Genomic DNA, 26,525 nt, shown 5'->3' on the forward strand with positions numbered 1-26,525 from the left:
GAATCTCTCAGGCATCTGCGGTAAGCGATCGGTGGAAGTGCAAAAGAGGCCCATTGATTTTGACTGCAGGTGCGCCCGATGTGGGGCATTCGAAGGAGGACGTCAATGAAGCGGTTGCATGTTTTGGTCGTTGTTTTGTGTTCTCTGCTGGTACAGGTTGCCTTTGCAGGAACCGAAAATCCCACCCTGCCGGAGGGATTCGTCTACGTCGACCAGGTGATCCCGGATATAAAAATCGAGCTGCGCTACTACTCGGATCACAATTTTGTCGGCCGGCGCATCGATGGCTACCTTGAGCCCCGCTGCATTCTCACCGCACAGGCAGCCCAGGCCCTGAAGAAGGTACAGGAGGAGCTGCGCCGGTTTGGTCTCGCTCTGAAGATCTTCGATGCCTACCGGCCGCAGCGCGCGGTCGATCATTTTGTTCGCTGGGCCGAAGATCTGCAGGACACCAGGAGGAAGGCGGAGTTTTATCCGGATGTGGACAAGCAGGACCTCTTCAAGAAACAATACATCGCAGCCAAATCGAGCCACAGTCGGGGGAGCACGGTGGATGTGACGATAACCGCCATGGATGCAGCGCCGAGCGCCCCCGGTCTGGACATGGGAACGGGCTTCGACCTGTTTGGTCCCCGCTCGTGGCCCACGAGCCTGGCGGTATCCCCCGAAAGTCGAGCACATCGCATGCTTTTGCAGGTTCTCATGGTAAAGCATGGATTTGAACCGATTGCCGAAGAGTGGTGGCATTTCACCCTCAAAAATGAACCCTTTCCCGACACATATTTTGATTTTCCAGTGCAGCGTTATTGATCCATTTCAATGGCCGCCGTCACTTGGATTACCCCCGTTGCAAGGGCAGTGAAAGCTGCCTGGGATTCGGGTTGCACAACGTGCGCCGGCCTCAAACATGTGGGTGGAGCTTTCGGCGGATGCTATACCGGTTAAGCATTGGATGTTTCATTGTTTGCAGGACCTTGTTGATAGGTTTCGTCACGCTTGGGCGTGACTCTAACCACCCTACGACTCGCCCGCTGAAGGACGGCGTTATCCGGCCCCCGAGGGAGTAGCCGAATGAGACTTAAACCGTTCCGACTTGAACGCTACTTCGCCAAGCACGAGTTCACAGCTCCCTTTTTGCTGTGTTCCTCGGATTGTGAAAGCATGCCGCTGAAAGACCTGCTGGCACTTGAACCCGGCGCAGCGGATCGATTCGGCGCCCTCTGGCTCGGCTACACCGAGTCGGCCGGCCATCCCGAGCTTCGCCGGGCCATTGCCGCGTTGTATGAGCGCATCAGCGCCGACCAGGTACTGGTCCACACGGGGGCGGAAGAGGCGATCTTCAACTTCATGAACGTTGCTCTCAACCCGGGCGACCATGTCATCGTGCATGCGCCTTACTACCAGTCCCTCGGCGAAGTGGCGCGAAGTATCGGCGCGCATGTTGCAGAATGGCGCGGGGATGCGCAGCGTGGCTGGGAGCTGGACATCGATCTCCTGCAAGCTGCTCTCACTCCTCGCACGAAGCTGGTGGTGGTGAATTTCCCGCACAACCCCACGGGATTCCTTCCCGAGCATGAGCTTGTCCGCCAACTGGTGTCGCTTTCCGAGCGGCATGGTTTCATTATTTTCTCCGACGAAGTGTACCGGGGTCTCGAGCTCGACCCGTCTGATCGCCTGCCGGCCTTATCCGACCTGAGCCATCGCGCCGTATCACTGGGTGTGATGTCCAAGACCTACGGTCTGGCCGGCCTGCGAATCGGCTGGCTCGCGACCCGTAACCGCCATCTTTTCAGTGAGCTTGCTGCATTCAAGGATTACACAACCATCTGCAACAGCGCACCGAGCGAGTTCCTGGCGACACTCGCATTGCGCAAAGCAGGGGTCATCGTGGAGCGCAATCTGCGCATCATCCACAGGAACCTGGATCATCTCGACGCGTTTTTCGCCTGCCACCAGGACCTGTTCGACTGGCGTCGGCCCAGGGCAGGGTCCGTCGCGTTTCCCGCCCTGTTGCAGGGAACGGTGGAGCGCTTCTGCGCGGATCTGGTCAAAACGTCAGGGGTCCTGCTACTGCCGGGAACCCTCTATGGAAAAGGGCTGAACGCGTTTCGCGTTGGTTTCGGCCGCAACAATGTGCCCGAAGCACTCGAGCGGCTTAAGGAGCATCTGCGAACGTCCCGCTGATGCGCCACGGCCATCCCCGGCGCGCCGTGTCTTCATGGCTTATGTCTATATTGACATAGCCTGCAGCACACGATAGTGTGCTCTTACTTTCTTCACCAATCAGGATCTCAAACGGAAACAGAGGCTATCAGCGGATTTCAACACTGGAGGCAACCATGAAGATCCATCGAAATTTTTTGGTCTTGATCACTTTTTTGGTTTTCTCGATGCCCTTGCCGGTATCGGCCGACTCCCTGAAACTCTATGCGGCGGGCAGCTTGAAGGCAGCCCTCGGGGATGTTGTGACATCATTCGAGAATACCTATAAGACCCAAGTAACCACACAATTCGGACCGAGCGGCAGCCTGCGAAAGGCCATTGAAGGAGGAGAAAATCCCGATGTTTTCGCCTCTGCGAATATGGATCATCCGGAAAAACTCGCCTCCAGCGGATGGGGAGGTCCGGTTGTGCTGTTCGCCCGCAATCAGCTGTGTGCGCTGGCTCAGGCCGATGTAGAGGAGACAGCCGGGAATCTTCTCGATGCCCTTACGGATAAGAACGTCCGAGTGGGCACTTCGACGCCAAAAGCCGATCCAAGCGGCGACTACGCCTGGGAACTGTTCAAGAAAGCGGACGCGATAAAACCCGGGAGCTTTGCCACACTTTCCCAAAAGGCGCTTCAGCTTACGGGCGGGCCAAACAGTGCCAAAGCTCCCGAAGGACGGAACCAGTACGGATGGGTCATGAGCGAGGATAAGGCGGATATTTTCCTGACCTATTGCACCAACGCTGTGCCGGCTCGCAAGGAAGTCCCATACCTGAACATCGTCAAAATACCTGATGAGCTTTCCGTGGGAGCCGATTACGGTCTGTTGGTGAGGGATGGCGCTCCGCTTGAAGCATGGCGGCTGGCCATGTACATTTTGTCGCCTGCGGGTCAGAAGATCCTGCAGCAATACGGCTTTGAAGCCTCAGCAATTCCCCATTCCGAATAGAACCAAAATTTGGCTGTTTTGCCCGTATTCCGTTATCAATGCGGTATCGAGTCCTGGAGGCAACATGGGGCGCTTTGTTGTGTTTGCCATGGCGGTGGCGGTTGGGTTTTGTTTTCAATCCCGACGCGCTGTTTGCTCTGAAACGGAGGGCGCCGTGCGGCCGCATTTCACAACGGGGGCGCCGTTCCTTTTGACGAGAGCGGCCGAGGCCATCGCCCATCAACTCGAACTCCTCGACCGGGATTTGGCCGAAGCGGCCAGCCGCCTTGCGACCCTCGACCTGAAACAGGATGCGGCACGGGCCGTCATCCGGCAACTCCAGCTGCGCCATGCTGAAAGCGTCATCGATGCCTGCACGGTCAGCCCTCGGGGCATCATGCTGCAGGTGGAGCCGGAACCCTATCGTTCCTTCGAGGGGAGCGACATCAGCGATCAGGAGCAGATCAAGACCCTCATGCGCACCTGCAAACCGGTGATGAGCCGCGTGTTTCAAACGGTGGAGGGAGTGGCGGCGATCGATTTGGAACATCCCGTTATCGGTTCGGACGGAACATATCGCGGATCGGTGAGCGTTATCTTCCGACCCTGGGTTTTGATCGGCAGGTGCGTGCGCGATTTGGTTGCGGGTATGCCGGTGGAGATCTGGGCCATGCAACCCGACGGGACAATCATCTATGACGCCGACCCCAGGGAGGTGGAGAGAATCCTCTTCACGGACCCGAAGTATCGGCCTTTTCCGGAACTCCTGCAGCTGGGGCGGCGGATTGCAGCGCAATCGGAAGGAGACGGGTTTTATTCCTATTTTAAGGCCGCAACCAGCCGGGTCATCCGCAAGAATGCCCGGTGGGTCAGCCTCTCGCTGCATGGCACGGCATGGCGCCTGGTGATCATCCATCCGGCGCAGTCGGCCGACACTGCGTTCCGCGCCGGTGCTCCGCCCTTTTCCCGCCAGGCCCTGAATGTTCTGGCCGAACAGCCGGCACTGATCCAGGCCCTGGCACAAGGCGACCGGGAAATCGCTCTGAAATTGTTGCGTCAGGCAGCGATCATCCACACCGACATTTACAGCCTTTCCTGGGTAGACGCCCGGGCCGTCAACCGCTTCGGCTATCCCAGCCAGAACAGCCTGTTTGAGATCGATCTTACAACTCAAACCGACCCCGCTTCCGTAGCGATCGTCCAGGCCATCAAGCAGCGCAGGGAGACCGAGTATTTCGGTCCGCTCGTCGAAGGGGGGCAAGCCCGTTTTCACCTTATGCCGGTTCTGGACGGTGACAGGTATCTCGGCTCACTCCTCTGGATTGCGAAAGAGGACTGAAGACGAGCTTCATGCAACCCGATTTTCCAGCGACCCTTACCTCATTTTCACCATCGCTACTCTTCCCTACTCATGGTATACCGAATTAACACTCATACCTGCTGGGGAAAGAAGCGTTCATTGCCGCCACCGCAGCCTGATGAAAGGCTGGCGTGGGGCGCCACGCGTAATGCTATAATTGTTAGGGATCAAATCCTCCTTTCCAGAATTTGGAAACTGTTCAGGAACATGCATATGAGATCCTCCGTAGGCCGGGGTGTGCGTAGCACTCCCCGACACATGGTCATGCCGGGGAGCTCCTTACTGCTGTGGGGAGGCAGCTGGTGGCAATTCTGCGCAAGTGCCTTTAGTAGCGATCTGAATCACCCGCAAGGATTGGTCGCGAGTGAAACGAATCGACTAATCCTTGTCGGGTGCACTCAGTTGTTCGATGATCGCATCCGCCTCTTCCGGGTAGTACTCCCGGAGGCAGTCCGGACACAGACCGTGACTAAAGAGCGTGTCCGTATGGACAGACAGGTAGCTTTCGAGCCGCGACCACACTCCTGCGTCGTCCCGGACTTTCCTGCAATGAGAGCACATTCAACTCTATCGCCTGCCGTAGACTAGCTTTGGCTTCCTCTATGCTTTCACCCTGCCCGTTGGCACCGTGCACCTCCGGACAGATAGCCCAAAAACCGCCCTCGGGTGCGGGCTCTATAATTGCGGTCAATTCGCCCTTCATTGTAATCTCCTATGGTCTTTGTTGACCCCATCGGGCCAGGGAGGTGCCTCGCGGCCACCCTCCCCCTCCCACACTATCCGGCATACGGATCACGTACCAAGGTTTAGCACCGTTGAACCATTCATGCGAGCCAATTCCGGCAATACACACGCGTACACTGACACTACTTATTTCATGCCTCTATTGTAAACACAGCAGGTTATGCAGGCTTGGCGATGAATTCTCCAGGAAGTTCGGTCTAAGGAGAACCTTTCTGCGCCGCCCGCCTTGCATTTTCTAGATTCTTTTACCCCTTTAAATTCACGCTGGGACCTGCTATTTTGGTTTCTCCTGCAAATCTTGAAGGTTTCACTGCCTTGCCAGTCTTTGGCGGCACAGGTCTTTGGTTGCCTTTTAACTCAACAACAGTTTGATTTTGGCCGGTTGGCGAAGACCCCGGGCGAAGACACGCCCGGCTTTTTTGCGTGGCCATTTTGCAGGATATTGTAAGTAGTTTGTTTGTTTAATTGTCTTAAAGAGTATGGAGGAAAGATGAGCCAACTAAAGAAATTTTGTGTGTTGCAATTAGCTTTTTTCTTATTTTTTGGATTCTTAACAGGAGCCTTATATGCTCAGCAACATATAGATGAGGATAAAGGAACAGCAACAGATTACCCCAGCGGGCTCGTTCCTCAGCAAGCGGTGATCACGCCTAATTATGAAGAGTCAGCTTCATATGACGGTTTCAACGATGTTCCTTCATCCTACTGGGCCCATGAGTACATTGAAAGGCTGTACCGGGAGGGCATTACAAAGGGATGCGGCAACGGGCAATACTGTCCTGAGAATTTGGTCACTCGGGCCGAAATGGCCATATTTCTGGAGAGAGCTGACAAAGGGAATGGCTATATGCCACCTTCGGCAACAGGTTTTTTTAGTGATGTCCCTCAGAGCCATTGGGCCGCGGGCTGGATAGAGCAATTATACCTGGATGGAATTACCAATGGATGTTCAGTGAATCCGTTTAGATACTGCCCGGAGTATCCAATCACCCGAGCTGAAATGGCTGTGTTTCTCCTAAGGGCGATAAATGGATCTTCTTATGTGCCTCCGGTGGCCAAAGGGCTTTTTGCGGATGTACCCTATGACCATTGGGCGATTGATTGGATAGAGCAGCTATATATTGAGGGAATTACGACCGGCTGCAGTTCCCTGCCGGCAAAGTACTGCCCAGAAAACGCTGTTACCCGAGCTGAAATGGCAGTTTTCTTAGTCAGGGCTTTTGACATTAGTGATCCCAATGCTCCCGTATCCCTGTCGCTGCTGGCTTCACCGGAGGTGATTTTAGACGACGGCGCAGACGCCTCTTCCATTACCGCGACTCTACACCCCTACTCCGAAGGCGGACTGATTCCTGACGGAACCGTCGTTCAGTTTGAGATATTGTCCGGGATAGCAAGCCTTAGCTCCACGACCGCACTCACTCTTGACGGCGTGGCCGGCATTCAAGTGACCTCCACCGCGCAGGGCACTGTTGTCCTGCAAGCCACAGTGCAGGGAACAGAGATCAGCGGAACTGTGGAGATTAACGTTATCAAAAGCCAAGATCCCAATGCTCCCGTATCCCTGTCGCTGCTGGCTTCACCGGAGGTGATTTTTGACGACGGCGTAGATGCCTCTTCCATTACCGCGACTCTACACCCCTACTCCGAAGGCGGACTGATTCCTGACGGAACCGTCGTTCAGTTTGAGATATTGTCCGGGATAGCAAGCCTTAGCTCCACAACCGCACTCACTCTTGACGGCGTGGCCGGCATTCAAGTGACCTCCACCGCGCAGGGCACTGTTGTCCTGCAAGCCACAGTGCAGGGAACAGAGATCAGCGGAACTGTGGAGATTAACGTTATCAAAAGCCAAGATCCCAATGCTCCCGTATCCCTGTCGCTGCTGGCTTCACCGGAGGTGATTTTTGACGACGGCGTAGATGCCTCTTCCATTACCGCGACTCTACACCCCTACTCCGAAGGCGGACTGATTCCTGACGGAACCGTCGTTCAGTTTGAGATATTGTCCGGGATAGCAAGCCTTAGCTCCACAACCGCACTCACTCTTGACGGCGTGGCCGGCATTCAAGTGACCTCCACCGCGCAGGGCACTGTTGTCCTGCAAGCCACAGTGCAGGGAACAGAGATCAGCGGAACTGTGGAGATTAACGTTATCAAAAGCCAAGATCCCAATGCTCCCGTATCCCTGTCGCTGCTGGCTTCACCGGAGGTGATTTTTGACGACGGCGTAGATGCCTCTTCCATTACCGCGACTCTACACCCCTACTCCGAAGGCGGACTGATTCCTGACGGAACCGTCGTTCAGTTTGAGATATTGTCCGGGATAGCAAGCCTTAGCTCCACAACCGCACTCACTCTTGACGGCGTGGCCGGCATTCAAGTGACCTCCACCGCGCAGGGCACTGTTGTCCTGCAAGCCACAGTGCAGGGAACAGAGATCAGCGGAACTGTGAATGTAAAAGTAACGTCCGATTTCGCGAGCTGTTTCACCAAATCAGCCAGTTCATCGGTGGTTAAGATCAACGATGTTTTCCAACCAGGGTCTCAGTTTTCTCTGACGATCACAAACACTTCGGAGAGGACTTTCCAGTTGAACAGATTCGAATTCACGAATGGCGGAATCCTATTGTCATCAACAACAGATAGTTCACTTTTAAGTGATGGAGAACTGGGCGGCAGAGAGTCTGTGGGACTCACTGTGACGCTTAAGACCTCACAAATGGATAAAGGCTTAGTTGCATCTTTTTTCCTCACAGCATCGAATGGGCAGGACTTTATTGTTAGCCATAGGTTTGAAGATTCCCCCTTTCCACCTTTCCCGTGATAAGGAAACTTCTTGACTTTCGCCACAAGCTGCAAGTTCCCTTGCTGTTGTGTCGAACAACAGGCTACACGTAATTTTCTGATTGTGCTGCACGATCTGCAATGGGGGCGGGTTAATTTGGCATTTGATTGATAGATGAAGTGAAGGGCACAGAATGAGCCGCCCGGGCCGCCTCCAAAGAGTCATGGTTGCACCCACTCTCGACGACCCGGGCGGCTCACGTCGATCCTTCTGCCGGGCAATGATCTCACCTGTGAGGATACATCGTTCGACATCGAAAATCGAGAGACCATCTTCATCCATCTCTTCTTCCGCATGCACCGTCATCACATACTGACGGGTGCGGATCTTTTCCCTCATGCGCTTGAGACAACGATGCTTCCCTTCTCAAGTGCTTCGCGTAATTGAGAGAGATTGGCCAGAATAAGCTCCGCTTGTTGACCTGGTCTCCGTTCGGTGCCGCGTCGAAACAAAATCACAGACGGTCTCGAATGACGCCACAAAGCAAGCAACGTACCGAAATCGGTGTCCGCCGAGACAAGGATCCGGTCTTCTGCCATAGCTCTGGCGAAGATCACCGAGTCCTCTTCGGCCTGAAGATCCATTTCTCTGACATGTACAGCGTCAAAGCCTGAACTCCGAAGAGCATCAGCGACTAATGGCGACAGAGCGTTGTCAATGAGAAATCTCATGCGACCTTCACCAAAGGAAGTTCACGTTCTCTTACGGCTTCTGCAGCATATCGAAGTGCTTCCCTAATGTCTTCCTGCTGCAGGTCTGGATATGCCTTCAATATTTCATCAAAGCTCATCCCATCTGCGACCATGTCAACCACTGTGGCCACCGGGATTCGTAGACCCCGCAAACATGGCACTCCGCCCATCTGATTAGTGTTGACCGTTATTCGAGTGTATCTCATTGCACTTATCACATATTCTGCGGCGTTCGATGCCTCAAAGTGTACCTACCCACTCTATACGATAAGGGCATACCGGGACGTTCTTGAATTTGTCAACTTATCGTTCGGTGCTCCTGGTAATTTTGCTGACCACCGAGGTGGATACACCCAACGCCCTTGCCGCCGAGGCCGGAGGGACACCATGGTCGTAAACCAGTTGTCGGGCGAGGCGGGTCCTTACCCTGGAAACCGGTCGCCGTCGGCTACCGGATTGCAGTTCTCGCGGATTGATGTTTTCTTCTTCACATGTCTTGACGATCAGCTCCCGAATTTTGCGCCGACGGTCGTGGGCGGAAAAATGATGTTTCTGCCTTTCTCCGGACTCTTCAAGAATGCGTTGCACGAAATCGCCATCCCCCAGTATTCGTCCATCGCTCATCTGCCGGTCGCCATGCCGGCGCATCGATACCACCTCGGACCAGCCACCAAGGGAACGGATCAGGCCGCCTCCCACCAAATCGGGCCGGCGCCCCATCGCAACACCGTCTTCCACAAATTGGCGGTAATTCCTGATGGCCGTCCCGACGGTTCCACCGAAACTGTGCAGCACGAACTCCCGGTCCTGCCAGTCGTTTTTGATTTTGCCGGTCACGACCCCATGCCCGCACCAGCAATATCTTTCCAGGGCCGCAAGGTCGTCAACGAGCTTGGCACGTAATGGATTCAAATGGATGTAGCGGACCAATTCCTGGAAATAAGTATCCTCGTCGCAGACTATTGACTTGTAGCGATTCTGAAAAAGATGGCCGTGCCGCTGGTGCCGCACAAAAGCAACGGGGGTCTCAACGTTTGACAAATTGCTCTGGAAATGGACCGGTTGAGCGATCATCTCGAGCATTTTTTTCTGACGAGTATTTCGAGTGGACGCGGAACCATGTGGGAGGTATTCCCCGCAATCCGTTGGCCGCGCCGCTCAAAGTGTTGTTAGGGTGCAGAATGAACTTGACTTGCGTGACAATCGCGTACACAATCAGGGCACGATTGGAGGTAAACTATGAAATTCATCAGTGTACGTGACTTGCGCGGAAAATCGGCCGATGTCTGGAAGGAGCTCCCTGCGGAGCGAGAGATCGTTGTGACCAGTAACGGTCGGCCCATTGCCATTTTGTCAGCGGTGAGCGAGTCGAATTTGGAAGAATCCCTTTCCGCTATCCGACAGGCCCGTGCTGCCGGGGCTGTCATGAGCCTGCAACGGCAATCTGTTGAGAAAGGTACCGACAGCATTGTCATGGAGGAAATAGACGCTGAAATAAAAGAGGTACGGAAAAAGCGTGCACGATGAAGATCGTCCTTGATACAAATGTCCTCGTGGCAGGCCTTTTGTCACCATTTGGCCCTTGCGGCGACATCGTGCGTATGGTCACTTCCGGAAACCTTACTCTGTGCGTCGACGCACGGGTTTTGTCGGAATACGATGAAGTATTGAATCGTCCCAAGTTTCAGTTCGATCCCGACAGGGTTGCTTCTATCCTCGATTACATTAAGCATAGCGGTTGGGTCGTCTCGTCTGTCCCACTTTCTGCATCATTGCCCGACCCTGATGACGAACCATTCTTGGAGATCGCTATCTCAGCCAACGCTGACTATCTGGTTACTGGTAATGCTGCCCATTTCCCTCCTGAGTTGCGTCAAGGGGTTAAGGTGGTGTCACCATCCGCCTTCCTGAAACGTGCGGTGAGGTCCTACGTCCCATAATATTTGATTTGAACAGTCTCTGTACCGGCATACCGGGACGTTCTTGAATTTGTCAACTTATCGTTCGGTGCTCCTGGTAATTTTGCTGACCGCCGAGGTGGATACACCCAACGCCCTTGCCGCCGAGGCCGGAGGGACACCATGGTCGTAAACCAGTTGTCGGGCGAGGCGGGTCCTTACCCTGGAAACCGGTCGCCGTCGGCTACCGGATTGCAGTTCTCGCGGATTGATATTTTCTTCCTCACATGTCTTGACGATCAGCTCCTGAATTTTGCGCCGACGGTCGTGGGCGGAAAAATGATGTTTCTGCCTTTCTCCGGACTCTTCAAGAATGCGTTGCACGAAATCGCCATCCCCCAGTATTCGTCCATCGCTCATCTGCCGGTCGCCATGCCGGCGCATCGATACCACCTCAGACCAGCCACCAAGGGAACGGATCAGGCCGCCTCCCACCAAATCGGGCCGGCGCCCCATCGCAACACCGTCTTCCACAAATTGGCGGTAATTCCTGATGGCCGTCCCGACGGTTCCACCGAAACTGTGCAGCACGAACTCCCGGTCCTGCCAGTCGTTTTTGATTTTGCCGGTCACGACCCCATGCCCGCACCAGCAATATCTTTCCAGGGCCGCAAGGTCGTCAACGAGCTTGGCACGTAATGGATTCAAATGGATGTAGCGGACCAATTCCTGGAAATAAGTATCCTCGTCGCAGACTATTGACTTGTAGCGATTCTGAAAAAGATGGCCGTGCCGCTGGTGCCGCAGATTGTAGGTAACCGAATAGCTGGTCAGAAACCGTCGCATGAATTTGGGCAATCCGCCGCTGCCGCTGCGCAACAATATATGGGCGTGGTTAGTCAAAAGCGACCAGGCGTAAATTGCCGTGCCGGTCTCTATGGCAAGATCTCCGAGCCGGGCCGCGAACCGGTCGCGGTCCTCCTGATCATCGACGATCCGGCGCCTTTCTATTCCCCGGATGATCACGTGATGCAATGTCCCGGGTACGTCCAGTCTCGCTTGTCGTGGCATGCAAGTTCCCTATGCGCAGTGAATTCTATCTATGATTCCTTCTGCCATGTGTTCATGGCAGTAGCATAACAAGTCAACGAATTCAAGAACGTCCCGTTCTCTCGCCCACCCATAAATAGTGGAACTGATCGCCATCACGGCTTGCGCGGGCTAGATTAGTTTGGGACACTTGACCTCATTACCCCCATGAGTGATACAGCCGTAAGAAGCCTGCGGCTCGATCTGTAAGGCTGTGCACGCATATCGTTGCCATAACCGGCAGTGAAAAGTGGGGCAAAGAAGGAGCTCCGCTTTTCACTGTCCGCGTTGATGGCGTTGTTGGTGCCTTCTCTCAAAATACTTCACCAGCAAGACCTCCCACTCGGCCATGAATGCGCTGTAATCCGACGCTGAAAAGCTGGAAACAAAGCCATTACCCGTCTCCGACAACCCGATGTACTCGTAGGTAACCTGCACTTTGGTCTGGGACTCGTTCAGCTCGATGCAACGAACCTCAATCACACCAATCTTTTCGCCGGGCTCTACCTTGTAGAACTGCACCAAGCAGTGTTCCGGTTCATACCTCTTAACCATCCATATTGCTTCAGACGAGGCATGATCATGGCTCCGTGTCACGAAAACATAGTCTTCATGTAGATCCGTACCTCCCATTATGTTCTCGTATTCCCACCCCGGCGCCCACAGTTTTTCTCCCTCGGCGCTGAACAAGGGAAACAGTTCCTTTGCAGGTTGATCGATTTCGAACGATGCAGTGTGTTTAACCGTACTCATTGTCCTTCCTGTTTAAGTGGTACTAACGGGCGGATAACCCCCGAGGAACCACTGCCAAGGACTTGCTAAGAGCACTACTGAACTCTCCCCGTGGTTGCTCGTCGGGTTGATTCGTTGGTTAGCCCATGGCTGGGTTTGGATAGCTGAGCAGGTTTAGTCCTTCAATGAACCGGTAGTCACGCTGGTTTTTGGAAACTAGGCAGAAATCGTGATGTAGGGCCGTAGCGGCAATCAGAGCGTCCGGAATCAAGATCCCATGACTCAAGCGATAATTCTTTAGCAGAGTGACTGCCTTCTTGGAGATCGACTCACTCAATGGCAGGATTTGAAACCTCGCTAAGAAGCGTTCCAATGCCTTGGATTCCTTCTTGTTACGACAACCGACCATAAGCTCCATTTGGGTGATCACGCTTACGACAAGGCATGCATTCTTTTCAAGTAGCTGCAGACTTGTCGTAGCCTCGTGAGCACCGCGACCCGCATCGATCAGAACATCTGTGTCAATCATTATCGGCTGTTTCATGAGGTTGCCCATTCGCGATTACGGGTGGCCCTGACCCACTTGCTGCTATCCTCCATATCTTCTCGATCACGCCACATTCCGACAAAGGGCTCATCGGCCAACGCCGTCTTCTTCAACTTGTCAGTCGGGCATGGTGGTTTATAGCGAAATCGCAGAAAAGCGACGAAGTCCGCCAGCTCACGCTGCGCCTGAGGTGGCAGGGATTTGATCTCGCGCCATAGTTCTTCCTGGTTCATTTCTCCACTCCATTCCTTTTAACCTATCTTAGAGCGTCGAAGAATTCCGCCAACGTAACTTCAAGAGCCCCCAAATTATTCCTCCCGTTTCAGATAACGCCATCGAACACCGGCAAACGGGGGTTTGGCGGTCGTCTTCTTGCCCTTTCCAGTCAAAGCGGTTGTCAAAAAGTCATTGTTTACTTCAAGCCTGCAAACGACCATGCTCTTTAAGCTGCATCGTCTGCAGTCGGTGTCGCCGAGTGCGTGAACGTGCCTCCGAAAGCACTTGGGCATACCGGGACGTTCTTGAATTTGTCAACTTATCGTTCGGTGCTCCTGGTAATTTTGCTGACCGCCGAGGTGGATACACCCAACGCCCTCGCCGCCGAGGCCGGAGGGACACCATGGTCGTAAACCAGTTGTCGGGTGAGGCGGGTCCTTACCCTGGAAACCGGTCGCCGTCGGCTACCGGATTGCAGTTCTCGCGGATTGATGTTTTCTTCCTCACATGTCTTGACGATCAGCTCCCGAATTTTGCGCCGACGGTCGTGGGCGGAAAAATGATGTTTCTGCCTTTCTCCGGACTCTTCAAGAATGCGTTGCACGAAATCGCCATCCCCCAGTATTCGTCCATCGCTCATCTGCCGGTCGCCATGCCGGCGCATCGATACCACCTCGGACCAGCCACCAAGGGAACGGATCAGGCCGCCTCCCACCAAATCGGGCCGGCGCCCCATCGCAACACCGTCTTCCACAAATTGGCGGTAATTCCTGATGGCCGTCCCGACGGTTCCACCGAAACTGTGCAGCACGAACTCCCGGTCCTGCCAGTCGTTTTTGATTTTGCCGGTCACGACCCCATGCCCGCACCAGCAATATCTTTCCAGGGCCGCAAGGTCGTCAACGAGCTTGGCACGTAATGGATTCAAATGGATGTAGCGGACCAATTCCTGGAAATAAGTATCCTCGTCGCAGACTATTGACTTGTAGCGATTCTGAAAAAGATGGCCGTGCCGCTGGTGCCGCAGATTGTAGGTAACCGAATAGCTGGTCAGAAACCGTCGCATGAATTTGGGCAATCCGCCGCTGCCGCTGCGCAACAATATATGGGCGTGGTTAGTCAAAAGCGACCAGGCGTAAATTGCCGTGCCGGTCTCTATGGCAAGATCTCCGAGCCGGGCCGCGAACCGGTCGCGGTCCTCCTGATCATCGACGATCCGGCGCCTTTCTATTCCCCGGATGATCACGTGATGCAATGTCCCGGGTACGTCCAGTCTCGCTTGTCGTGGCATACAAGTTCCCTATGCGCAGTGAATTCTATCTATGATTCCTTCCGCCATGTGTTCATGGCAGTAGCATAACAAGTCAACGAATTCAAGAACGTCCCATTCGCTCCTTATTTTTCATTCCTGCTTCTCCAATATTCCAGCGATTCGACGTTCGGCCAGCTGGCATATCACGACGTAGGGAAAGGCGAGCCGAGGCACTTCGAAGACGAGGCGGCAGCGGTGAACTCCGATAGGCTCTACCCGGTGGCCCGTCGCTTGGATCCCCGCAACCAGCCAGGACCAGCGCCTGCCGTGTTCAAAATCGGTAATGACAAATGGCAGCCACAATCCGAATATCGTTTTGACCCGCCCCGCGGATCCTGCTTTTATGTACCTTTCCGAGCATTGCACATGGACGATGGAAGGTCCCCATTCTGGCCAGCGCCAGGTATCGGTTGTTATTTCCCAGACGGCCTCCGGTGATGCTGAGATTTTTCGGACTACCTCAACGAACCTGCGCTCCATGAGCGATATCTCCTATAAACCTCCGGTGACCGCCGCATCATTTCATTCTTCATAACTCAACTGTTCCAGCATGGGCAAGTTGGCGGAGACGCGTTTCGGACTTGCAGGCCGACTTAAGCAAATTGTCATTGGACGCCGCTGTTTTCTCAAGTTATATGTCTATCATCCCACCTTGGCGGTGCAATCCAGGACCGTGAATGGTCGCCTTGATGCGTCACGGTGTTTGTCAATAAAGGGCTAAAGGGAGAACGATATGGAGGGGGGACGTCCATGAAATGACGCGTTTCTCTTGACTGTGAGGGATATTCCCAGCCCCTTTGCAATGTCTTTCCCTCTCCGAACAGGCCCACTGACCGCCGTTTGAGTCAACCCCAATGGTCTTCCCACCGCGGGTGTCGGCCGTCATCTATCCTCCCTATCAGACGGCTGTGCCCATAATAAGGATAATAATCGAGTTCGCTGAAGTGAGAAATAGTTTTTGTTCGAACAAGGTTTCAGGTGAACATAGCGGACAAATTCGAAAACATGAGGATCTTCCTGGCATGGGATCGATTTGTAGCGGTTTCGAGATAGATGCCCTGAGAGGCGATGCCGCCGATCGCAGTGAACCGCATGGATTGTCAGCAAACGGCGCATAGTCTTTGAAATTGACGCATTCCTGCGCGCTTGTCGTGTCATAAAAGTACCCTGTCACGCTCAAGAACCCAAACAAACGCATAATTTCATGGGCAGTGACATATACCCATATACCATATACTTCTATTCATTTGAGCACGCTGAGGTGCTTGTTTATGTGCTTTGCAAGAACGTCATCGATCTCAGTATGTCGAGGGACAGGCTGCTTTTGACCGGTTGCCGGATTGAGGTAGATGTCGTGATTTGCACCATGACGATGCAAAAAGCAACCTGCTTCCCTCAGTCGGCGGATTAATTCACTACGTTTCATACCACGATATCTTTGGTTTGGTAGTCATCGGGAACATCCTCCATGACCATCATCCTATAGGCATCCTTCATATTTTCCTCTAATTCCTCCAAGGTTTCTCCTTGGGTCATGATCTCCGGGTGTTCAAGGAGTTTTCCCAACCAGAATTTTTCCCCTTTCCAGTAGACCATGGTGAAGCGCTTGCTCATGTCAATTTCCTTGTGTGTTTGAATTGTTCTCTTAATATGCTCATGTAACCCGTGGTTTTCGAGCGGTTCTCATTTCAACGATAACCCTTCCAATCGCCAAAGCTCATTATGTTTCCAAGTAAAACGCCCAGGGATGCTCCTCACCGGCGTGCGCTTTAAGCTCAGCCGCCGGCTGGACGTGCTACGCGCATCATGCATCGGTGTTGCGCAACAGTGAGCTCCTTCGCTGTGCAAAGGGTCTGTTATGCCTGCCCATATGCCGGTCTATCACCCAAAAGAGCCGACCGATTCCGCCTTGCGGAAGATATTGCACAATCACTATGAAGATTTCAATCCCGCCGATGGCGGGACGGCTATGACGAGTCACGCTGAGGCGTGACGAGAAGCAGTATGGGTTCTTCCGGTCACGCCGTGGGCGTGAGGGATGAGGTGGTCGAGGAATACTTGCAATGCGCAGACTTGCACGAAGGATTTCCTGGATATCTTCTTTCGAATCCCGCTGTAGCGGGATTAAGCGTCGATGACGGCATCCTGGGCATGATTATGGTCATCCATACCCTCGGGGATTATACCCGGTTTCAGCCACACCTCCATGTCATGCCCTTGGCGTGGTCGCCGACGGACTGTTTCGCCCAAACGGGACCTTCTACTGTCTTCCTAAAAGCGACCTCAAACAACGGGAGGAGATCTTCCGCTCCAAGGTCCTGGTTACGCCAAGGCGTGACTGGCCCGGATATGAAGAGCCCGCCTACGGATACCACTAAACCAGGACGCTGGACAAATCCCTGACCGGCCACCACAGGAGTAGTCTGCCCGCAAACGCGGTCAAACACCCTCTTTCAACTCCTCCGCAAACCAGAAAACATGTGCGAAACTCGATCTGCGTCGAAATATGCCGATCATACAACCGCCACGGTGCCACACCGTGGCGCCGTTTGTCATTGCTCACCATGAAATCCGCACAAAAATGGCCTTGCCTGGCCCTTCACAGTACCACCAACACCTGCTATCAAAAAAGCTCAAAAAAGCGATTGCCTATCAGCTTATCACATCTTTGCCGTCGCCGCTCCCAACTTTTCGAGCTGCGTCTCGTGCCCCACTTTCTGCACGTCTTGCGCCTTGTGGTAGCTTTCCATCAAGGCCCGATACCCCGGGATCACATGGTCGGCAAATATCGCCGCGAACTCCATCGCATCGGGACGGTTCCATGTGCTCTGGAGTTCGGTGAGGACAGCAAACGTGTCAATGGGCATCGCACCGGCCTGAACAATGCGGGCAATAGTGAGATCGGTCGCCATTTTGGACCAATTGCCAGACGCATCGACGATGCAAAAGACCTTGTATCCGGCCTCGACGGCGCTGAGCGCGGGAAAGGCCATGCAGACGCTGGTCAGGGTGCCAGCGATCAGGAGGGTCTTGCGTTTGGTTTTCTCGATGGCCGCGACCCACGCTGGGTTGTCCCATGCGTTGATCTGACCGGTGCGTGGGACATAAACCGCTTCGGGGTTGCACTGGTGGATCTCGGGGATGAGAGGACCGTTCGGACCATCAGGGACCGAGGCCGTGGTGATGGTCGGAATCTTGGCGAGCCGGGCCACCTTCGCAAGCGCGGTAACATTGGAGCGAAGGACGGGAAGGTCGATATCCTTGACCAGTTGGAACAGCCCACTCTGATGGTCTATCAGGAGCATCACGGCGTCGTTTGGGTCAATCATCCACTTGTTGATATTTTGCATGTTTTTCTCCTTATGAAACAGGGATCGTTTTTGTTGACGTGTTTTGCCTGACCCGCTACGGACCAAGTTGGCTGATCGCGACGCAGTCGCGCAGAACAAAGTATTAAGCCGGCACGCCGAATGACCCCGATGAGAAGCCACCAGCTATCTCGCAGTCGGCTTGAATGATTTTATGAGCTGAACCCGATGTTCGCTACGCTTCATAGCCGAGTGGAATGGTTCTTGTGCCCGGACCACTTGGGCAGATCATCCCAGAGGTCGACCACCCGCATGCCATAGAAAATATGGCAGGTTGGTTTGAATGAATCCGGCATGTTGGTACGAGACCCAAAATCAAACAGCGTGGGAAAGGCAAGCCACATCCTGCGACCTTCATCGGCAATCAAAGTGCCGCACCTGCTGCAGCTGACCTTGCAGGGCAGGATGCGTTCATGCACTCCTTGCTCACTATTGAAAAAACGCAGATGATTCAAGCCGGCGGTGAACCTCACATGACGCTTGTGAAAGATGGCGGCCCACTGCATTGGGGCGCCGTGCAGTTTCTGGCACGTCCGGCAGTGACAAATTTTCGCATCCACGGGATCAGCACTCACCTCGTAGCGAACACTCCCACAAAAGCAGGCGGCTCGGTACTTGGGGATAAACTCCGCATCATCAACGGATGCATATTCGAGTCCGTATCGGTTTCCTGTGGAAAGCATCCTCAATCCCGCTAAAACTCCTTGTAAATCCTCGCCGGCTAATACCCCCGGCGCATCGATGGAATGTCGTTGAAATCGCCGTAGGGCGAGTGAACCGCTGTGCACTTGACCGCTTCCAATCGCATCTGCACCCGGTGGTGGTGATTTCTCGCCCTACGCCTGTGGTTGCCCCGCGATTTTCAAATTATACTTTGCAGCGAGGGCCATGAGCTTCTCCAGGTCAGGCGGTCCTGCGATCTCCTCAAAGAATTTCTCGAAGCCTGCCGGGGAAATGATAATCAATATCTTGGCTGAAGCCGTCCCGGCTTTTTTTGAGAAGGTGTGGACCGTGCCTCGTGGTACGAGCACAAAAGCTCCAGCCGTGGCTGTGACAGTGCGCTCCCCAACCAGGACGTTGAGTTCACCCTCTAGAACATAAAAGGCCTCTTCTTCGGCAGCGTGGATGTGAGGGGGAGGCCCGTCACCTACGACCTCACCCTCGATGAGAGCGTAAGCGCCGCCGGTTTCCTCCTTGGCTGCCTTATAGGTATAGGAATCCCTCAACACCGAGATGGTCTTGCCTTCGCCTGCACCAAGTATGATGCCTTCATGACTAGATGACATTTCTATCATCCTTGTGGTTAAGTTACAGCTATGAGAATCTTAGCACCTTTCAAAATAAGGTCATGCTCTATCCGTAGCAAGCGATGGTGCGGCTGCAGTCAATAATTGCAGATCATATCCCTGCTGCGAAGCGCTTGGCGCAAAGTCAATATTTGTTTCAGGGATCATTGCTGATAACCGCCCCACTGTTCATTTCGGATCCCGTAGCGGCGGGGGTCGGCACAGTGATGATGGAGGGAGCAAAATGTCCCGGGTGGTGCCCATCCGCATCGACGAAGAAATTAAAGAACGGCTTGAATAGACTGGCAAAGGCCACCGCTCGCAGTCGATCATTTTTAGCTGCGGAGGCTATTGGCAATGATTTGGATGTGCAAGCCTGGCAAATAGACCAAATCTTGCAGGGCATCGAAGAAGCCGAGACTGGTAAGTTCGTAGAGCATGATGTGGTAGTGCAGCAGTGGGAGAGGAGGCTTGCCAAGGCGAATACGGTGGACCAAGAGCGCCAGCCTTAGCCTGGAGAGTCTAGAAGCCTACACTGCGCGCGATAATCCGAAGGCCGCTGTGGGAATAGTTCTGATGGTTGTGCGTGCAGTAGAGCAGTTGGTCACCCATCCAAATCCTCCCCGGTGGCTGGTCGACCGTGCCATTCTCCCCAAAGAAACGTTGATTTGCCGATATCGTGACAACACTCGTCCATGAGATCTGAAGGGGCAACCTCTGAAACTCTCCGCCCTTCTCCGAGTGCCAATCAGCATCGAATTTGGAGCAAGCTCGAAGGATTTTTTTGCGGCTGGTTGAAAGACCCCGCCAAAGCATTTTTCTTAAGGCGCATTAATGCAAGTGTTTATCCAGATTGAAAATGATATTTGCAACTTCTTGCTTAACGTTGGCCACGACCTACCGCTAAAATAAAGGCCATATGGATTGATGGCTACGAGCATGTCCTAAAAGTGTGGTTTATCAAGCTTTGGGATGAAAAGGCTGTATTGCTGGATTTATAGCTCCGCTGAAAAGTCCTTGAAAGCCCTTTCCAGCGGTTTTAGGCTACATGCATAACATCTTATTCTTTATTTCTTTCCCACACTCGATTGGGCGGCACAAGATTGTATTGTTCCTTTTTCGGCTCCGGTAATGATGCCCTCGCTAACGGCGTTGCCCGTTACTTTGCTCACACACTTGACGTATTGCCCGTGATTCTTGACCCCAGCGGCACATCCTTCAAGCGAATCTGACAAAGATAGAGCTTCGGAAGGGAAAAGCATGATACCCGTACTGCACTGTCCAAATATAACCTCTTTCAAAACTACTGCATTATGACTGAAAAAGTATACTCCGGCCGGCAAGGTGATTGGCCAATCAAGCTTATAAACCAAGCGCCATATGGGATCAGGTGCCCTTTGCATTCCCGAGGGGAATACTCGATTGACACCGGTTTCGGAAACGCTGAATGTTCCGTGGTAGAGCAATGAATCAAATGCATCGCCCGTGAAACTAGGTACGGTTGGCAACCAACTCTCTGGAGACGTCTCTGGCATATCCTTATAAGCTGTCCATATTGACATATGATAGCCTATCGATGGAGAATTCGGATCAAACTGGTAGGTTATTGAAGGGTCATTCTGGTCAGTTGCGGCTGTCGGATCGAAGTAACCGATAATCGTATCGAAGGTTGTCTCATTCTCTAACTTAAAATATGTTGCGTAGATCCAGTCGAAGTTGTTGACCATGCAATAACCGCGATAAAGAAGCGGGAAGTAGTTAGGAGAGTTGCTGTAATCATACAATCCTGCACCGCTGCCGTCCTCAATACCGTTATTGTCGTAGATTACGGTATCACCATATTTTAATGTCAATGCCAACCCGGCATTTTCCGGGAACCAGTCATCTTTATTCCACTGGTTGAGGGGATATGCCCCCCAATCCGGATCATCTAGCAAGTATCGAAACGTCCCTCCGGTGGCATTGTCTCCATTTGGTGTTGCTCCAGTAGGAAACAATCCCCCAGTTATGCCGTAATAATATCCAAGACTATCTGTTTGATTATCACCCCGCTGATTAAATTCAAACTCCGCAAAAGCCACTCCCGACAAGAATAGCAGCATCAGAAAACAAGCCAAAATACTTTTCTTCATCTCTTTGCCTCCTTTTTAATTTCCCATATTGTCGAGCCGGTGCACCCAGGCCGCCCAAGCCAAATGAGGCATCATCCCCTCCATTCACGCATGCTAATTTGTCTTATAGAGTCCATTATGATTCAGGGAGCTCTCTGCTGGTCTTCAAACACAAATAAGTTTTCGTGTTTTCGTATTCATCGTTGGCCTTACCATGGCCAAAGAGTACCTGTTCCCACTTTAACGCTGTCGTAACAGGAACCCGGCTAGCCGTTGAAAGCCTATCCGAATGTTCCAGGACCCTTGGCTTTCCGCCCTCGCCTTGCAACTAGTTTGGCCTCCTCTTTGAGAAGAATCTCCAATTGCTAGATGGGAACCCTACATAGGCCCATTTGCATAGCTTCCCCCCAAACTGGGTAAAACTATCCCCCAAAAGTGGGCTTTGTGAGTTGGGTGAACAAATTTTAAACCAGCGGATTTACATAAGACTTAACTCAAGTTAGTTGATCGGTATATCCTCTGTCAAGTAGAGAATGATTACTTACAGCAATTCTCATTTTGAAGATTTTGTCCTGGACAGCACGCCCATAGTCGTGTATGCAATTGTTATTTGGACTGTTTTTAGGCCCATAACAATTTGCAGCAGGACTGGAGGGGAGATGTCCAATAAACCGGTTAAATTGGAGACGTTGTTGAGCTTTCTGCGAGCCGCCATTGATCACTTCCCGGATCAGCGAACCGGCAACAATACCACCTATAGCATGCAAGACATTGGTATGGCCGCGTTTTCCGTGTTCTACACTCAGAATCCTTCATTCCTCGCACATCAAAAAGCAATGCGCCAACGCACCGGTAGAGACAATACTCAAACTATTTTTGGTATCCAACAAATTCCTTCCGATAACCACATCCGAGACATGCTTGACCCAGTTGCTCCATCATATCTTTCGCAGGTCTTTGACAATGTGTTCGAAACTCTTAAAACGCAGAATCTGCTCTCGCCTATGCTCTGGTACCGGGACAATTTGGCGATGGCCTTTGATGGTACCTACCATTTTTCATCCAAGAAGATTCATTGCCCGAATTGTTCAACCACTATGCGCAAAGATGGTTCGGTAACCTATCATCATAGTGCCATTACACCGGTGATCGTAAACCCTGCCCACAACGTGGCGATTTCCCTGGCTCCTGAATTCGTTGTCCCTCAAGATGGCAGTGACAAACAGGACTGTGAAACCAATGCCGCTAAGCGGTGGCTGGAAAAGCACGGCGATAAATTCCGTAAAATTGCTGTAACTATTCTGGGCGACGACCTCTATTGTCGTCAACCAATGTGCCGGCTGGTTCTCTCCAAGGGGTTCAACTTCTTGTTTGTGTGCAAGCCCGATTCGCATAAAAGCCTTTATCGATGGGTGGAACTGCTGGAGCAGCATGGAGACCTCAACCAATTTGTTATCACCCGTTGGAATGGGAAGCAGCGGGAGATCTACACCTATAAATACGCCAACGACGTGCCTCTGCGCGACACCGAAGATGCATTGACAGTCAACTGGATGGAGTTGACCATTTCCAAAGAAGACGGTCAAGTGCTCTACAAAAATGCCTTTGCCACCAATTTTAAGATTACCGATCATAATGTGGAGATCCTTGTCGCCGGTGGCCGCAGCCGCTGGAAAGTAGAAAATGAGAACAATAATACGCTGAAGACCAAAGGCTACAATCTCGAACACAATTACGGACACGGCAAGCAGCACCTGTCCTCACTGCTGGTCGCCTTCAACCTGCTGGCCTTTTTGTTCCATACCGTCTTGGAATGGACCGACCAAGACTACCAGCGGCTTCGAAAGATTCTACCGTCACGCAAGACATTCTTCGATGACCTACGGGCCTTGACCCGCTACATTTGTTTTGATAGCTGGCAACACCTCCTGGACTTTATGCTAAAGGGCCTTACGCGCGCTGCACCTGGATAAGCGATGGATTGTAGAGAGGACATCTTCAGCGTATATTGCCCGCCCGCAACACGAACTACAGACAAGATTGAACTCGGAAACGTCTTACCAGAAGACGCAGGCTATATCTTTGCCCTCGCATCACCTGGGAGCAAGTGCGAAAAACTCGACAAAACCCAAAATGAGAATTGCTGGATTACTTAAAGTGTTGATAAGAAAATGGATGCAGCGGTTGACAGACCTTTCAAAAATTGGACAGATAGAAGGTTAAACAGGCGGCTTATAAAGCCATGAAACCTATCGATCAGGGAAGGAGGTAATACGCAAATGATGAAAAGGTTTTTGACCCCTTCCGAGGCTGAGGAAATATTGGGCATAAATCAAAAAACGCTTGCTAACTGGCGCGCCCAGGGCAAGGCCCCAGGTATCACAAGGTAGGCAGGCTCGTTCGATACAGCGTGGATGACCTTGTAAAGATGGCTGAGCAGGCGCAGGGTCATGACTATGGGGCTTGCATATTGCTGATAGTCAGCAGCTGTTGGCAATGCCGCGTCAGGTTCGCAATAGGTTAGCAGAAAGCAAAAAGGACCCACAGAAATTCTCTGTAAGTCCTTGATGTTCTTGGTGGGCCGTCAGGGACTCGAACCCCGAACCTCCTGATTAAGAGTCAGCTGCTCTACCAATTGAGCTAACGGCCCATTCGCGGCTGGATCGTTGGTACGCCCGGCAGGATTCGAACCTGCGACCTGCGGATTCGAAGTCCGACGCTCTATCCAACTGAGCTACGGGCGCATAACCTTCTGGGTCGAACAAAGCCTGTTCCTTATACCAGGAGACGCTCAGCTGTCAAGCGCTTTTTGCACCTTCACCCGGTTTCAATTCAGCCTCTTTATTGCCAACGGGTTCTGTTTTGACTATCATGAACAGACCGGAGTTGGTTCAGGATCGGCCTTTGGGTGCTTGTCCACCGAGTGCGCAAAGGCCCCGCGGGGAGCAGCAGCGCTCTTATGGATTGCGCTGTACCGTGCACTGAGGTCAACGGGCGTGCACCGCCCTCGTCAAACGGCGCCCCTGACACTCCGGCAAGAATTACGACTGGATTTTTCAATCCCTATGGAGAACTGCGATGCGATTTGATGGAACTGACCGCTACTACCTCTCCCCGGAACTCGGTGAAATTGTCAATATGGCCATCGCCATGGAAAAGCCTTTGCTATTGTCCGGAGAAGCGGGAACGGGCAAGACCCAGCTCGCTTTTGAAATTTGCCGCGCTCTCGGATTGCAAATGGAGGAAGCCCGCTGCAAGTCAACTTTCAAAGGCGAAGAATTGTGCTACGTTTACGATACGGTGCTGCGCCTGAACGACTCACGCTTTGGCTGCGGCGATACCGGCCGCAATGTGAACGACATCTGGGATTATCTTCGCTTCGGCCCCATCGGAAGGGCCTTTCTGGCGGAAGACCGGAGAGTCCTTCTGCTGGACGAAATCGATAAGACGGACTCGGACACCCAGGACAACTTGTTGGATGTCCTCGAGGACGGCGCCTTCATCATCCGGGAGATCAACCACAAGGTCTCCGCCCGGGTGAAGCCCATCATCATCATCACCAGCAACGCCAAGCGGGAACTGTCTGATCCATTTCTGCGGCGCTGCTTCTGCCATTACATCCCCTTCCCTTCCGCGGAAGAGATGAGCATGATCGTTTCGCTGCACTTCCCGGAACTTCCCGAGCCCTTCGTGGAAACGTGTTTGACCACCTTTTACCGGCTGCGCGATCAGCCTTTCGAGAAGCCGCCGGCAACCGCCGAATTGCTCGACTGGGTCGGAGCGCTCAAACAGGCAGACCTGCGCAGCCCCGGTGCAGGACGAGATATCCCCTATATCGGCAGCCTGCTCAAGCGCACCCAGGACCTTCTGAAGTTCAAGGGAAGCAGCAAGACGGGACGGTTTTGAGGGAGATGCCGCGCCGCAAGAAGATGGAGCCATTGAGGGCATGACGCGAAGGTTGGCATGATTGGGTTTGTTTATCAGCTGAGAGAAGCCGGCATACCGGTGAGTGTGCAATATGTTCTGGAGCTTTATCGGGCTCTGCAGCGTGGCCTGGCACCCGATGTGGATCGGCTCTTCCTGCTCGCTCGACTCATCTTTGTCAAGCGAGTGGAATTCTACGACACCTTCGAGCAGGTTTTCGCCGCCTACTTCATGGGGGGCGATGCGGCCCGGCGCATCACCGACTGGGAACAACTGCTGGGCGGAAAACCGTTTCAGGAATGGCTGCGGGAACAAATCGAGACCGGTCAACTCTCCCCGGAAGAGATCCGCCAACTGGACAACGAGGAACTGCTCGCCCGTTTTTATGAAACGGTCATGGCGCAGCAGGGCCGTCACGAAGGCGGCCACACCTGGGTGGGCACGCGGGGAAGGTCGGCATACGGCCACAGCGGCCTGCAGGGGGGAGGCATTCGGGTGTATGGGGAAAGCGTCCACGGCACCGCGCAGAAGGTCATCGGCGAGAGGCGCTACATCAATTACAGCGAAACGCGGACTCTTGCGACGGAAAATCTGCGGCAGGTCCTGACTTCCCTTAAAAGTCTGCGCCCCGCCGGCCCTGAAACGGAGCTCAACATCGATGAAACCATTGCCCGTACGGCCAGGAATGGGGGAGAAATCGAACTGGTTTTCGGGCGTGAACTGCGCAATCGCATCAAATTGATCATACTCCTGGACAATGGCGGGTATTCCATGACCCCTTACGTGGATCTGGTCAAGACCGTTTTCAACAAGATCCGCGATGCGTTCAATGATGTGAGCTACTATTACTTTCACAATTGCATCTACGGGGCGGTTTACCAGGATGTTCGGCGGACCCGGCCGATCAAATGGGAAAAGCTGACAAGCGAGGGCCAGTCCACCCGGCTGATTGTCATCGGCGACGCCAATATGGCTCCATCGGAGCTCATGGCTGCGCACGGCTCCCTCGATATCATGACCAGCGTGCGCAAACCCGGCTATGAGTGGCTGCAGGAGCTGCGCACCGCCTATCCCGTCAGCATCTGGCTGAACCCCATTCCGCGCTATCGCTGGTCGCGGGAAAGTGTCAGCATCCCGCACATACAGCGCATTTTTCCCATGGAGGACCTGACCCTGGCGGGCATCAAGAACGCCGTAAGCTACCTCAACCTTCAAGGGCAGGATTTCGACCGCCGTTGACGCGCGTGGATGGATTCGGGGA

The 26,525-nt window shown here is 53.3% G+C and carries 29 protein-coding genes, 2 tRNA genes and 1 riboswitch; of the genes, 12 read left to right on the plus strand and 19 right to left on the minus strand.

Annotated features, from left to right (window positions below):
- The first annotated feature begins 105 nt into the window (after positions 1-105).
- The 4 genes from K1V27_RS12970 (at position 106) to K1V27_RS12985 (ending at position 4,476) form a co-directional block, all read left to right on the plus strand.
- Positions 106-810, plus strand: a complete 705-nt coding sequence (locus K1V27_RS12970) for a M15 family metallopeptidase (protein ID WP_258930438.1) — start codon at positions 106-108, stop codon at positions 808-810.
- 261 nt (positions 811-1,071) lie between these two features.
- A complete protein-coding gene (locus K1V27_RS12975) occupies positions 1,072-2,184 on the plus strand; it encodes an aminotransferase class I/II-fold pyridoxal phosphate-dependent enzyme (RefSeq protein ID WP_258930439.1) in 1,113 nt (370 codons plus the stop codon).
- A 155-nt stretch (positions 2,185-2,339) separates the two neighbouring features.
- Positions 2,340-3,158, plus strand: coding sequence for a molybdate ABC transporter substrate-binding protein (locus K1V27_RS12980; RefSeq protein ID WP_258930440.1), 819 nt, complete (start codon positions 2,340-2,342; stop codon positions 3,156-3,158).
- 64 nt (positions 3,159-3,222) lie between these two features.
- Entirely contained in the window at positions 3,223-4,476 is a 1,254-nt protein-coding gene (locus K1V27_RS12985; RefSeq protein WP_258930441.1) for a hypothetical protein, read from the plus strand.
- Positions 4,477-4,966: 490 nt separating this feature from the next.
- Here K1V27_RS12985 and K1V27_RS12990 read toward each other — a convergent pair whose 3' ends face one another.
- A complete protein-coding gene (locus K1V27_RS12990) occupies positions 4,967-5,200 on the minus strand; it encodes a type II toxin-antitoxin system HicB family antitoxin (protein ID WP_258930443.1) in 234 nt (77 codons plus the stop codon).
- A gap of 531 nt (positions 5,201-5,731) precedes the next feature.
- Here K1V27_RS12990 and K1V27_RS12995 point away from each other — a divergent pair.
- Positions 5,732-8,068, plus strand: a complete 2,337-nt coding sequence (locus tag K1V27_RS12995; protein ID WP_258930445.1) for an S-layer homology domain-containing protein — start codon at positions 5,732-5,734, stop codon at positions 8,066-8,068.
- Here K1V27_RS12995 and K1V27_RS22805 read toward each other — a convergent pair.
- The 4 genes from K1V27_RS22805 to K1V27_RS13005 all read right to left on the minus strand — a co-directional run bounded on the left by K1V27_RS22805 (position 7,976) and on the right by K1V27_RS13005 (position 9,864).
- Complete coding sequence (locus K1V27_RS22805; protein ID WP_353740573.1) at positions 7,976-8,428, minus strand: DUF4258 domain-containing protein; 453 nt, start codon at positions 8,426-8,428, stop codon at positions 7,976-7,978. The genes K1V27_RS12995 and K1V27_RS22805 overlap by 93 nt on opposite strands.
- On the minus strand, positions 8,425-8,760 hold the full coding sequence (locus K1V27_RS13000; RefSeq protein ID WP_258930447.1) for a DUF5615 family PIN-like protein: 336 nt from the start codon (positions 8,758-8,760) through the stop codon (positions 8,425-8,427). The genes K1V27_RS22805 and K1V27_RS13000 overlap by 4 nt, the downstream gene beginning before the upstream one ends.
- On the minus strand, positions 8,757-8,987 hold the full coding sequence (locus K1V27_RS22810; protein WP_353740574.1) for a DUF433 domain-containing protein: 231 nt from the start codon (positions 8,985-8,987) through the stop codon (positions 8,757-8,759). The genes K1V27_RS13000 and K1V27_RS22810 overlap by 4 nt, the downstream gene beginning before the upstream one ends.
- 97 nt (positions 8,988-9,084) lie before the next feature.
- Entirely contained in the window at positions 9,085-9,864 is a 780-nt protein-coding gene (locus tag K1V27_RS13005; RefSeq protein WP_258930450.1) for a hypothetical protein, read from the minus strand.
- A 156-nt stretch (positions 9,865-10,020) separates the two neighbouring features.
- On the opposite strand from K1V27_RS13005, the gene K1V27_RS13010 reads away from it, so the two are divergent.
- Entirely contained in the window at positions 10,021-10,308 is a 288-nt protein-coding gene (locus K1V27_RS13010) for a type II toxin-antitoxin system Phd/YefM family antitoxin (RefSeq protein WP_258930452.1), read from the plus strand.
- The gene (locus tag K1V27_RS13015; protein WP_258930454.1) at positions 10,305-10,721 is read left to right on the plus strand and encodes a putative toxin-antitoxin system toxin component, PIN family; all 417 of its coding nucleotides are present in this window, start codon (positions 10,305-10,307) and stop codon (positions 10,719-10,721) included. The genes K1V27_RS13010 and K1V27_RS13015 overlap by 4 nt, the downstream gene beginning before the upstream one ends.
- Before the next feature lie 57 nt (positions 10,722-10,778).
- On the opposite strand, the gene K1V27_RS13020 is transcribed toward K1V27_RS13015, so the two are convergent.
- The 11 genes from K1V27_RS13020 to K1V27_RS13065 all read right to left on the minus strand — a co-directional run bounded on the left by K1V27_RS13020 (position 10,779) and on the right by K1V27_RS13065 (position 19,229).
- Positions 10,779-11,750, minus strand: a complete 972-nt coding sequence (locus tag K1V27_RS13020) for a transposase (protein WP_258930456.1) — start codon at positions 11,748-11,750, stop codon at positions 10,779-10,781.
- 294 nt (positions 11,751-12,044) lie between these two features.
- On the minus strand, positions 12,045-12,521 hold the full coding sequence (locus K1V27_RS13025; RefSeq protein WP_258930458.1) for a hypothetical protein: 477 nt from the start codon (positions 12,519-12,521) through the stop codon (positions 12,045-12,047).
- Between the two features lie 118 nt (positions 12,522-12,639).
- Positions 12,640-13,044 (minus strand): type II toxin-antitoxin system VapC family toxin, encoded by a 405-nt coding sequence (locus K1V27_RS13030; protein ID WP_258930460.1) that lies wholly within the window; start codon positions 13,042-13,044, stop codon positions 12,640-12,642.
- Positions 13,041-13,280, minus strand: a complete 240-nt coding sequence (locus tag K1V27_RS13035; protein ID WP_258930462.1) for a DUF2281 domain-containing protein — start codon at positions 13,278-13,280, stop codon at positions 13,041-13,043. The genes K1V27_RS13030 and K1V27_RS13035 overlap by 4 nt, the downstream gene beginning before the upstream one ends.
- A 302-nt stretch (positions 13,281-13,582) precedes the next feature.
- A complete protein-coding gene (locus K1V27_RS13040; RefSeq protein ID WP_258930464.1) occupies positions 13,583-14,554 on the minus strand; it encodes a transposase in 972 nt (323 codons plus the stop codon).
- Positions 14,555-14,665: 111 nt separating this feature from the next.
- Positions 14,666-15,055: an SRPBCC family protein gene (locus tag K1V27_RS13045; protein ID WP_258930465.1), complete on the minus strand. Its 390-nt coding sequence runs from the start codon at positions 15,053-15,055 to the stop codon at positions 14,666-14,668.
- A 763-nt stretch (positions 15,056-15,818) separates the two neighbouring features.
- Positions 15,819-16,001: a type II toxin-antitoxin system HicA family toxin gene (locus K1V27_RS22815; RefSeq protein WP_353740575.1), complete on the minus strand. Its 183-nt coding sequence runs from the start codon at positions 15,999-16,001 to the stop codon at positions 15,819-15,821.
- Complete coding sequence (locus tag K1V27_RS13050; protein ID WP_258930466.1) at positions 15,998-16,189, minus strand: type II toxin-antitoxin system HicB family antitoxin; 192 nt, start codon at positions 16,187-16,189, stop codon at positions 15,998-16,000. Before K1V27_RS13050 ends, K1V27_RS22815 begins: the two co-directional genes overlap by 4 nt.
- A 1,046-nt stretch (positions 16,190-17,235) precedes the next feature.
- A complete protein-coding gene (locus K1V27_RS13055) occupies positions 17,236-17,925 on the minus strand; it encodes an isochorismatase family protein (protein ID WP_258930467.1) in 690 nt (229 codons plus the stop codon).
- 200 nt (positions 17,926-18,125) lie between these two features.
- Positions 18,126-18,626 (minus strand): GFA family protein, encoded by a 501-nt coding sequence (locus tag K1V27_RS13060; RefSeq protein WP_258930469.1) that lies wholly within the window; start codon positions 18,624-18,626, stop codon positions 18,126-18,128.
- A gap of 153 nt (positions 18,627-18,779) precedes the next feature.
- Positions 18,780-19,229 (minus strand): cupin domain-containing protein, encoded by a 450-nt coding sequence (locus tag K1V27_RS13065; RefSeq protein WP_258930470.1) that lies wholly within the window; start codon positions 19,227-19,229, stop codon positions 18,780-18,782.
- Positions 19,230-19,312: 83 nt separating this feature from the next.
- Between K1V27_RS13065 and K1V27_RS13070 the strand changes: the two genes are divergently transcribed.
- Together K1V27_RS13070 and K1V27_RS22820 are read left to right on the plus strand one after the other, a co-directional pair.
- Positions 19,313-19,741, plus strand: a complete 429-nt coding sequence (locus tag K1V27_RS13070; RefSeq protein WP_258930471.1) for a CopG family ribbon-helix-helix protein — start codon at positions 19,313-19,315, stop codon at positions 19,739-19,741.
- Entirely contained in the window at positions 19,701-19,928 is a 228-nt protein-coding gene (locus K1V27_RS22820; RefSeq protein ID WP_353740576.1) for a type II toxin-antitoxin system RelE/ParE family toxin, read from the plus strand. Before K1V27_RS13070 ends, K1V27_RS22820 begins: the two co-directional genes overlap by 41 nt.
- Positions 19,929-20,296: 368 nt before the next feature.
- Here K1V27_RS22820 and K1V27_RS13075 read toward each other — a convergent pair whose 3' ends face one another.
- Entirely contained in the window at positions 20,297-21,361 is a 1,065-nt protein-coding gene (locus K1V27_RS13075) for a hypothetical protein (protein ID WP_258930472.1), read from the minus strand.
- A 232-nt stretch (positions 21,362-21,593) separates the two neighbouring features.
- Positions 21,594-21,688: riboswitch (cyclic di-GMP riboswitch) on the minus strand.
- Between the two features lie 341 nt (positions 21,689-22,029).
- Between K1V27_RS13075 and K1V27_RS13080 the strand changes: the two genes are divergently transcribed.
- Positions 22,030-23,313, plus strand: a complete 1,284-nt coding sequence (locus K1V27_RS13080) for an ISNCY family transposase (RefSeq protein WP_435051665.1) — start codon at positions 22,030-22,032, stop codon at positions 23,311-23,313.
- A gap of 601 nt (positions 23,314-23,914) precedes the next feature.
- Here the strand turns inward: K1V27_RS13080 and K1V27_RS13085 are convergent.
- Positions 23,915-23,990: transfer RNA gene (locus K1V27_RS13085), tRNA-Lys, on the minus strand.
- A 17-nt stretch (positions 23,991-24,007) separates the two neighbouring features.
- Positions 24,008-24,084, minus strand: a tRNA-Arg gene (locus K1V27_RS13090).
- Positions 24,085-24,418: 334 nt separating this feature from the next.
- Between K1V27_RS13090 and K1V27_RS13095 the strand changes: the two genes are divergently transcribed.
- Positions 24,419-25,246 (plus strand): AAA family ATPase, encoded by an 828-nt coding sequence (locus K1V27_RS13095; RefSeq protein ID WP_258930473.1) that lies wholly within the window; start codon positions 24,419-24,421, stop codon positions 25,244-25,246.
- Between the two features lie 57 nt (positions 25,247-25,303).
- Positions 25,304-26,503 carry a hypothetical protein gene (locus K1V27_RS13100; RefSeq protein ID WP_258930474.1) on the plus strand — a complete coding sequence of 400 codons (1,200 nt, stop codon included), beginning with the start codon at positions 25,304-25,306 and terminating at the stop codon, positions 26,501-26,503.
- Positions 26,504-26,525 lie beyond the last annotated feature (22 nt).

This window comes from Desulfoferrobacter suflitae (assembly GCF_022603395.1).
In the GTDB taxonomy this organism is placed as follows: Bacteria; Desulfobacterota; Syntrophobacteria; order Syntrophobacterales; family Syntrophobacteraceae; genus Desulfoferrobacter; species Desulfoferrobacter suflitae.

Bases quoted from the DNA above. Each gene is read 5' to 3' on its own strand.
- K1V27_RS12970 (WP_258930438.1), top strand. From the start codon at position 106: ATGAAGCGGTTGCATGTTTTGGTCGTTGTTTTGTGTTCTCTGCTGGTA.
- K1V27_RS12975 (WP_258930439.1), top strand. From the start codon at position 1,072: ATGAGACTTAAACCGTTCCGACTTGAACGCTACTTCGCCAAGCACGAG.
- K1V27_RS12980 (WP_258930440.1), top strand. From the start codon at position 2,340: ATGAAGATCCATCGAAATTTTTTGGTCTTGATCACTTTTTTGGTTTTC.
- K1V27_RS12985 (WP_258930441.1), top strand. From the start codon at position 3,223: ATGGGGCGCTTTGTTGTGTTTGCCATGGCGGTGGCGGTTGGGTTTTGT.
- K1V27_RS12990 (WP_258930443.1), bottom strand. From the start codon at position 5,200: ATGAAGGGCGAATTGACCGCAATTATAGAGCCCGCACCCGAGGGCGGT.
- K1V27_RS12995 (WP_258930445.1), top strand. From the start codon at position 5,732: ATGAGCCAACTAAAGAAATTTTGTGTGTTGCAATTAGCTTTTTTCTTA.
- K1V27_RS22805 (WP_353740573.1), bottom strand. From the start codon at position 8,428: ATGAGGGAAAAGATCCGCACCCGTCAGTATGTGATGACGGTGCATGCG.
- K1V27_RS13000 (WP_258930447.1), bottom strand. From the start codon at position 8,760: ATGAGATTTCTCATTGACAACGCTCTGTCGCCATTAGTCGCTGATGCT.
- K1V27_RS22810 (WP_353740574.1), bottom strand. From the start codon at position 8,987: ATGAGATACACTCGAATAACGGTCAACACTAATCAGATGGGCGGAGTG.
- K1V27_RS13005 (WP_258930450.1), bottom strand. From the start codon at position 9,864: ATGCTCGAGATGATCGCTCAACCGGTCCATTTCCAGAGCAATTTGTCA.
- K1V27_RS13010 (WP_258930452.1), top strand. From the start codon at position 10,021: ATGAAATTCATCAGTGTACGTGACTTGCGCGGAAAATCGGCCGATGTC.
- K1V27_RS13015 (WP_258930454.1), top strand. From the start codon at position 10,305: ATGAAGATCGTCCTTGATACAAATGTCCTCGTGGCAGGCCTTTTGTCA.
- K1V27_RS13020 (WP_258930456.1), bottom strand. From the start codon at position 11,750: ATGCCACGACAAGCGAGACTGGACGTACCCGGGACATTGCATCACGTG.
- K1V27_RS13025 (WP_258930458.1), bottom strand. From the start codon at position 12,521: ATGAGTACGGTTAAACACACTGCATCGTTCGAAATCGATCAACCTGCA.
- K1V27_RS13030 (WP_258930460.1), bottom strand. From the start codon at position 13,044: ATGAAACAGCCGATAATGATTGACACAGATGTTCTGATCGATGCGGGT.
- K1V27_RS13035 (WP_258930462.1), bottom strand. From the start codon at position 13,280: ATGAACCAGGAAGAACTATGGCGCGAGATCAAATCCCTGCCACCTCAG.
- K1V27_RS13040 (WP_258930464.1), bottom strand. From the start codon at position 14,554: ATGCCACGACAAGCGAGACTGGACGTACCCGGGACATTGCATCACGTG.
- K1V27_RS13045 (WP_258930465.1), bottom strand. From the start codon at position 15,055: ATGGAGCGCAGGTTCGTTGAGGTAGTCCGAAAAATCTCAGCATCACCG.
- K1V27_RS22815 (WP_353740575.1), bottom strand. From the start codon at position 16,001: ATGAAACGTAGTGAATTAATCCGCCGACTGAGGGAAGCAGGTTGCTTT.
- K1V27_RS13050 (WP_258930466.1), bottom strand. From the start codon at position 16,189: ATGAGCAAGCGCTTCACCATGGTCTACTGGAAAGGGGAAAAATTCTGG.
- K1V27_RS13055 (WP_258930467.1), bottom strand. From the start codon at position 17,925: ATGCAAAATATCAACAAGTGGATGATTGACCCAAACGACGCCGTGATG.
- K1V27_RS13060 (WP_258930469.1), bottom strand. From the start codon at position 18,626: ATGCTTTCCACAGGAAACCGATACGGACTCGAATATGCATCCGTTGAT.
- K1V27_RS13065 (WP_258930470.1), bottom strand. From the start codon at position 19,229: ATGTCATCTAGTCATGAAGGCATCATACTTGGTGCAGGCGAAGGCAAG.
- K1V27_RS13070 (WP_258930471.1), top strand. From the start codon at position 19,313: ATGGTGCGGCTGCAGTCAATAATTGCAGATCATATCCCTGCTGCGAAG.
- K1V27_RS13075 (WP_258930472.1), bottom strand. From the start codon at position 21,361: ATGAAGAAAAGTATTTTGGCTTGTTTTCTGATGCTGCTATTCTTGTCG.
- K1V27_RS13095 (WP_258930473.1), top strand. From the start codon at position 24,419: ATGCGATTTGATGGAACTGACCGCTACTACCTCTCCCCGGAACTCGGT.
- K1V27_RS13100 (WP_258930474.1), top strand. From the start codon at position 25,304: ATGATTGGGTTTGTTTATCAGCTGAGAGAAGCCGGCATACCGGTGAGT.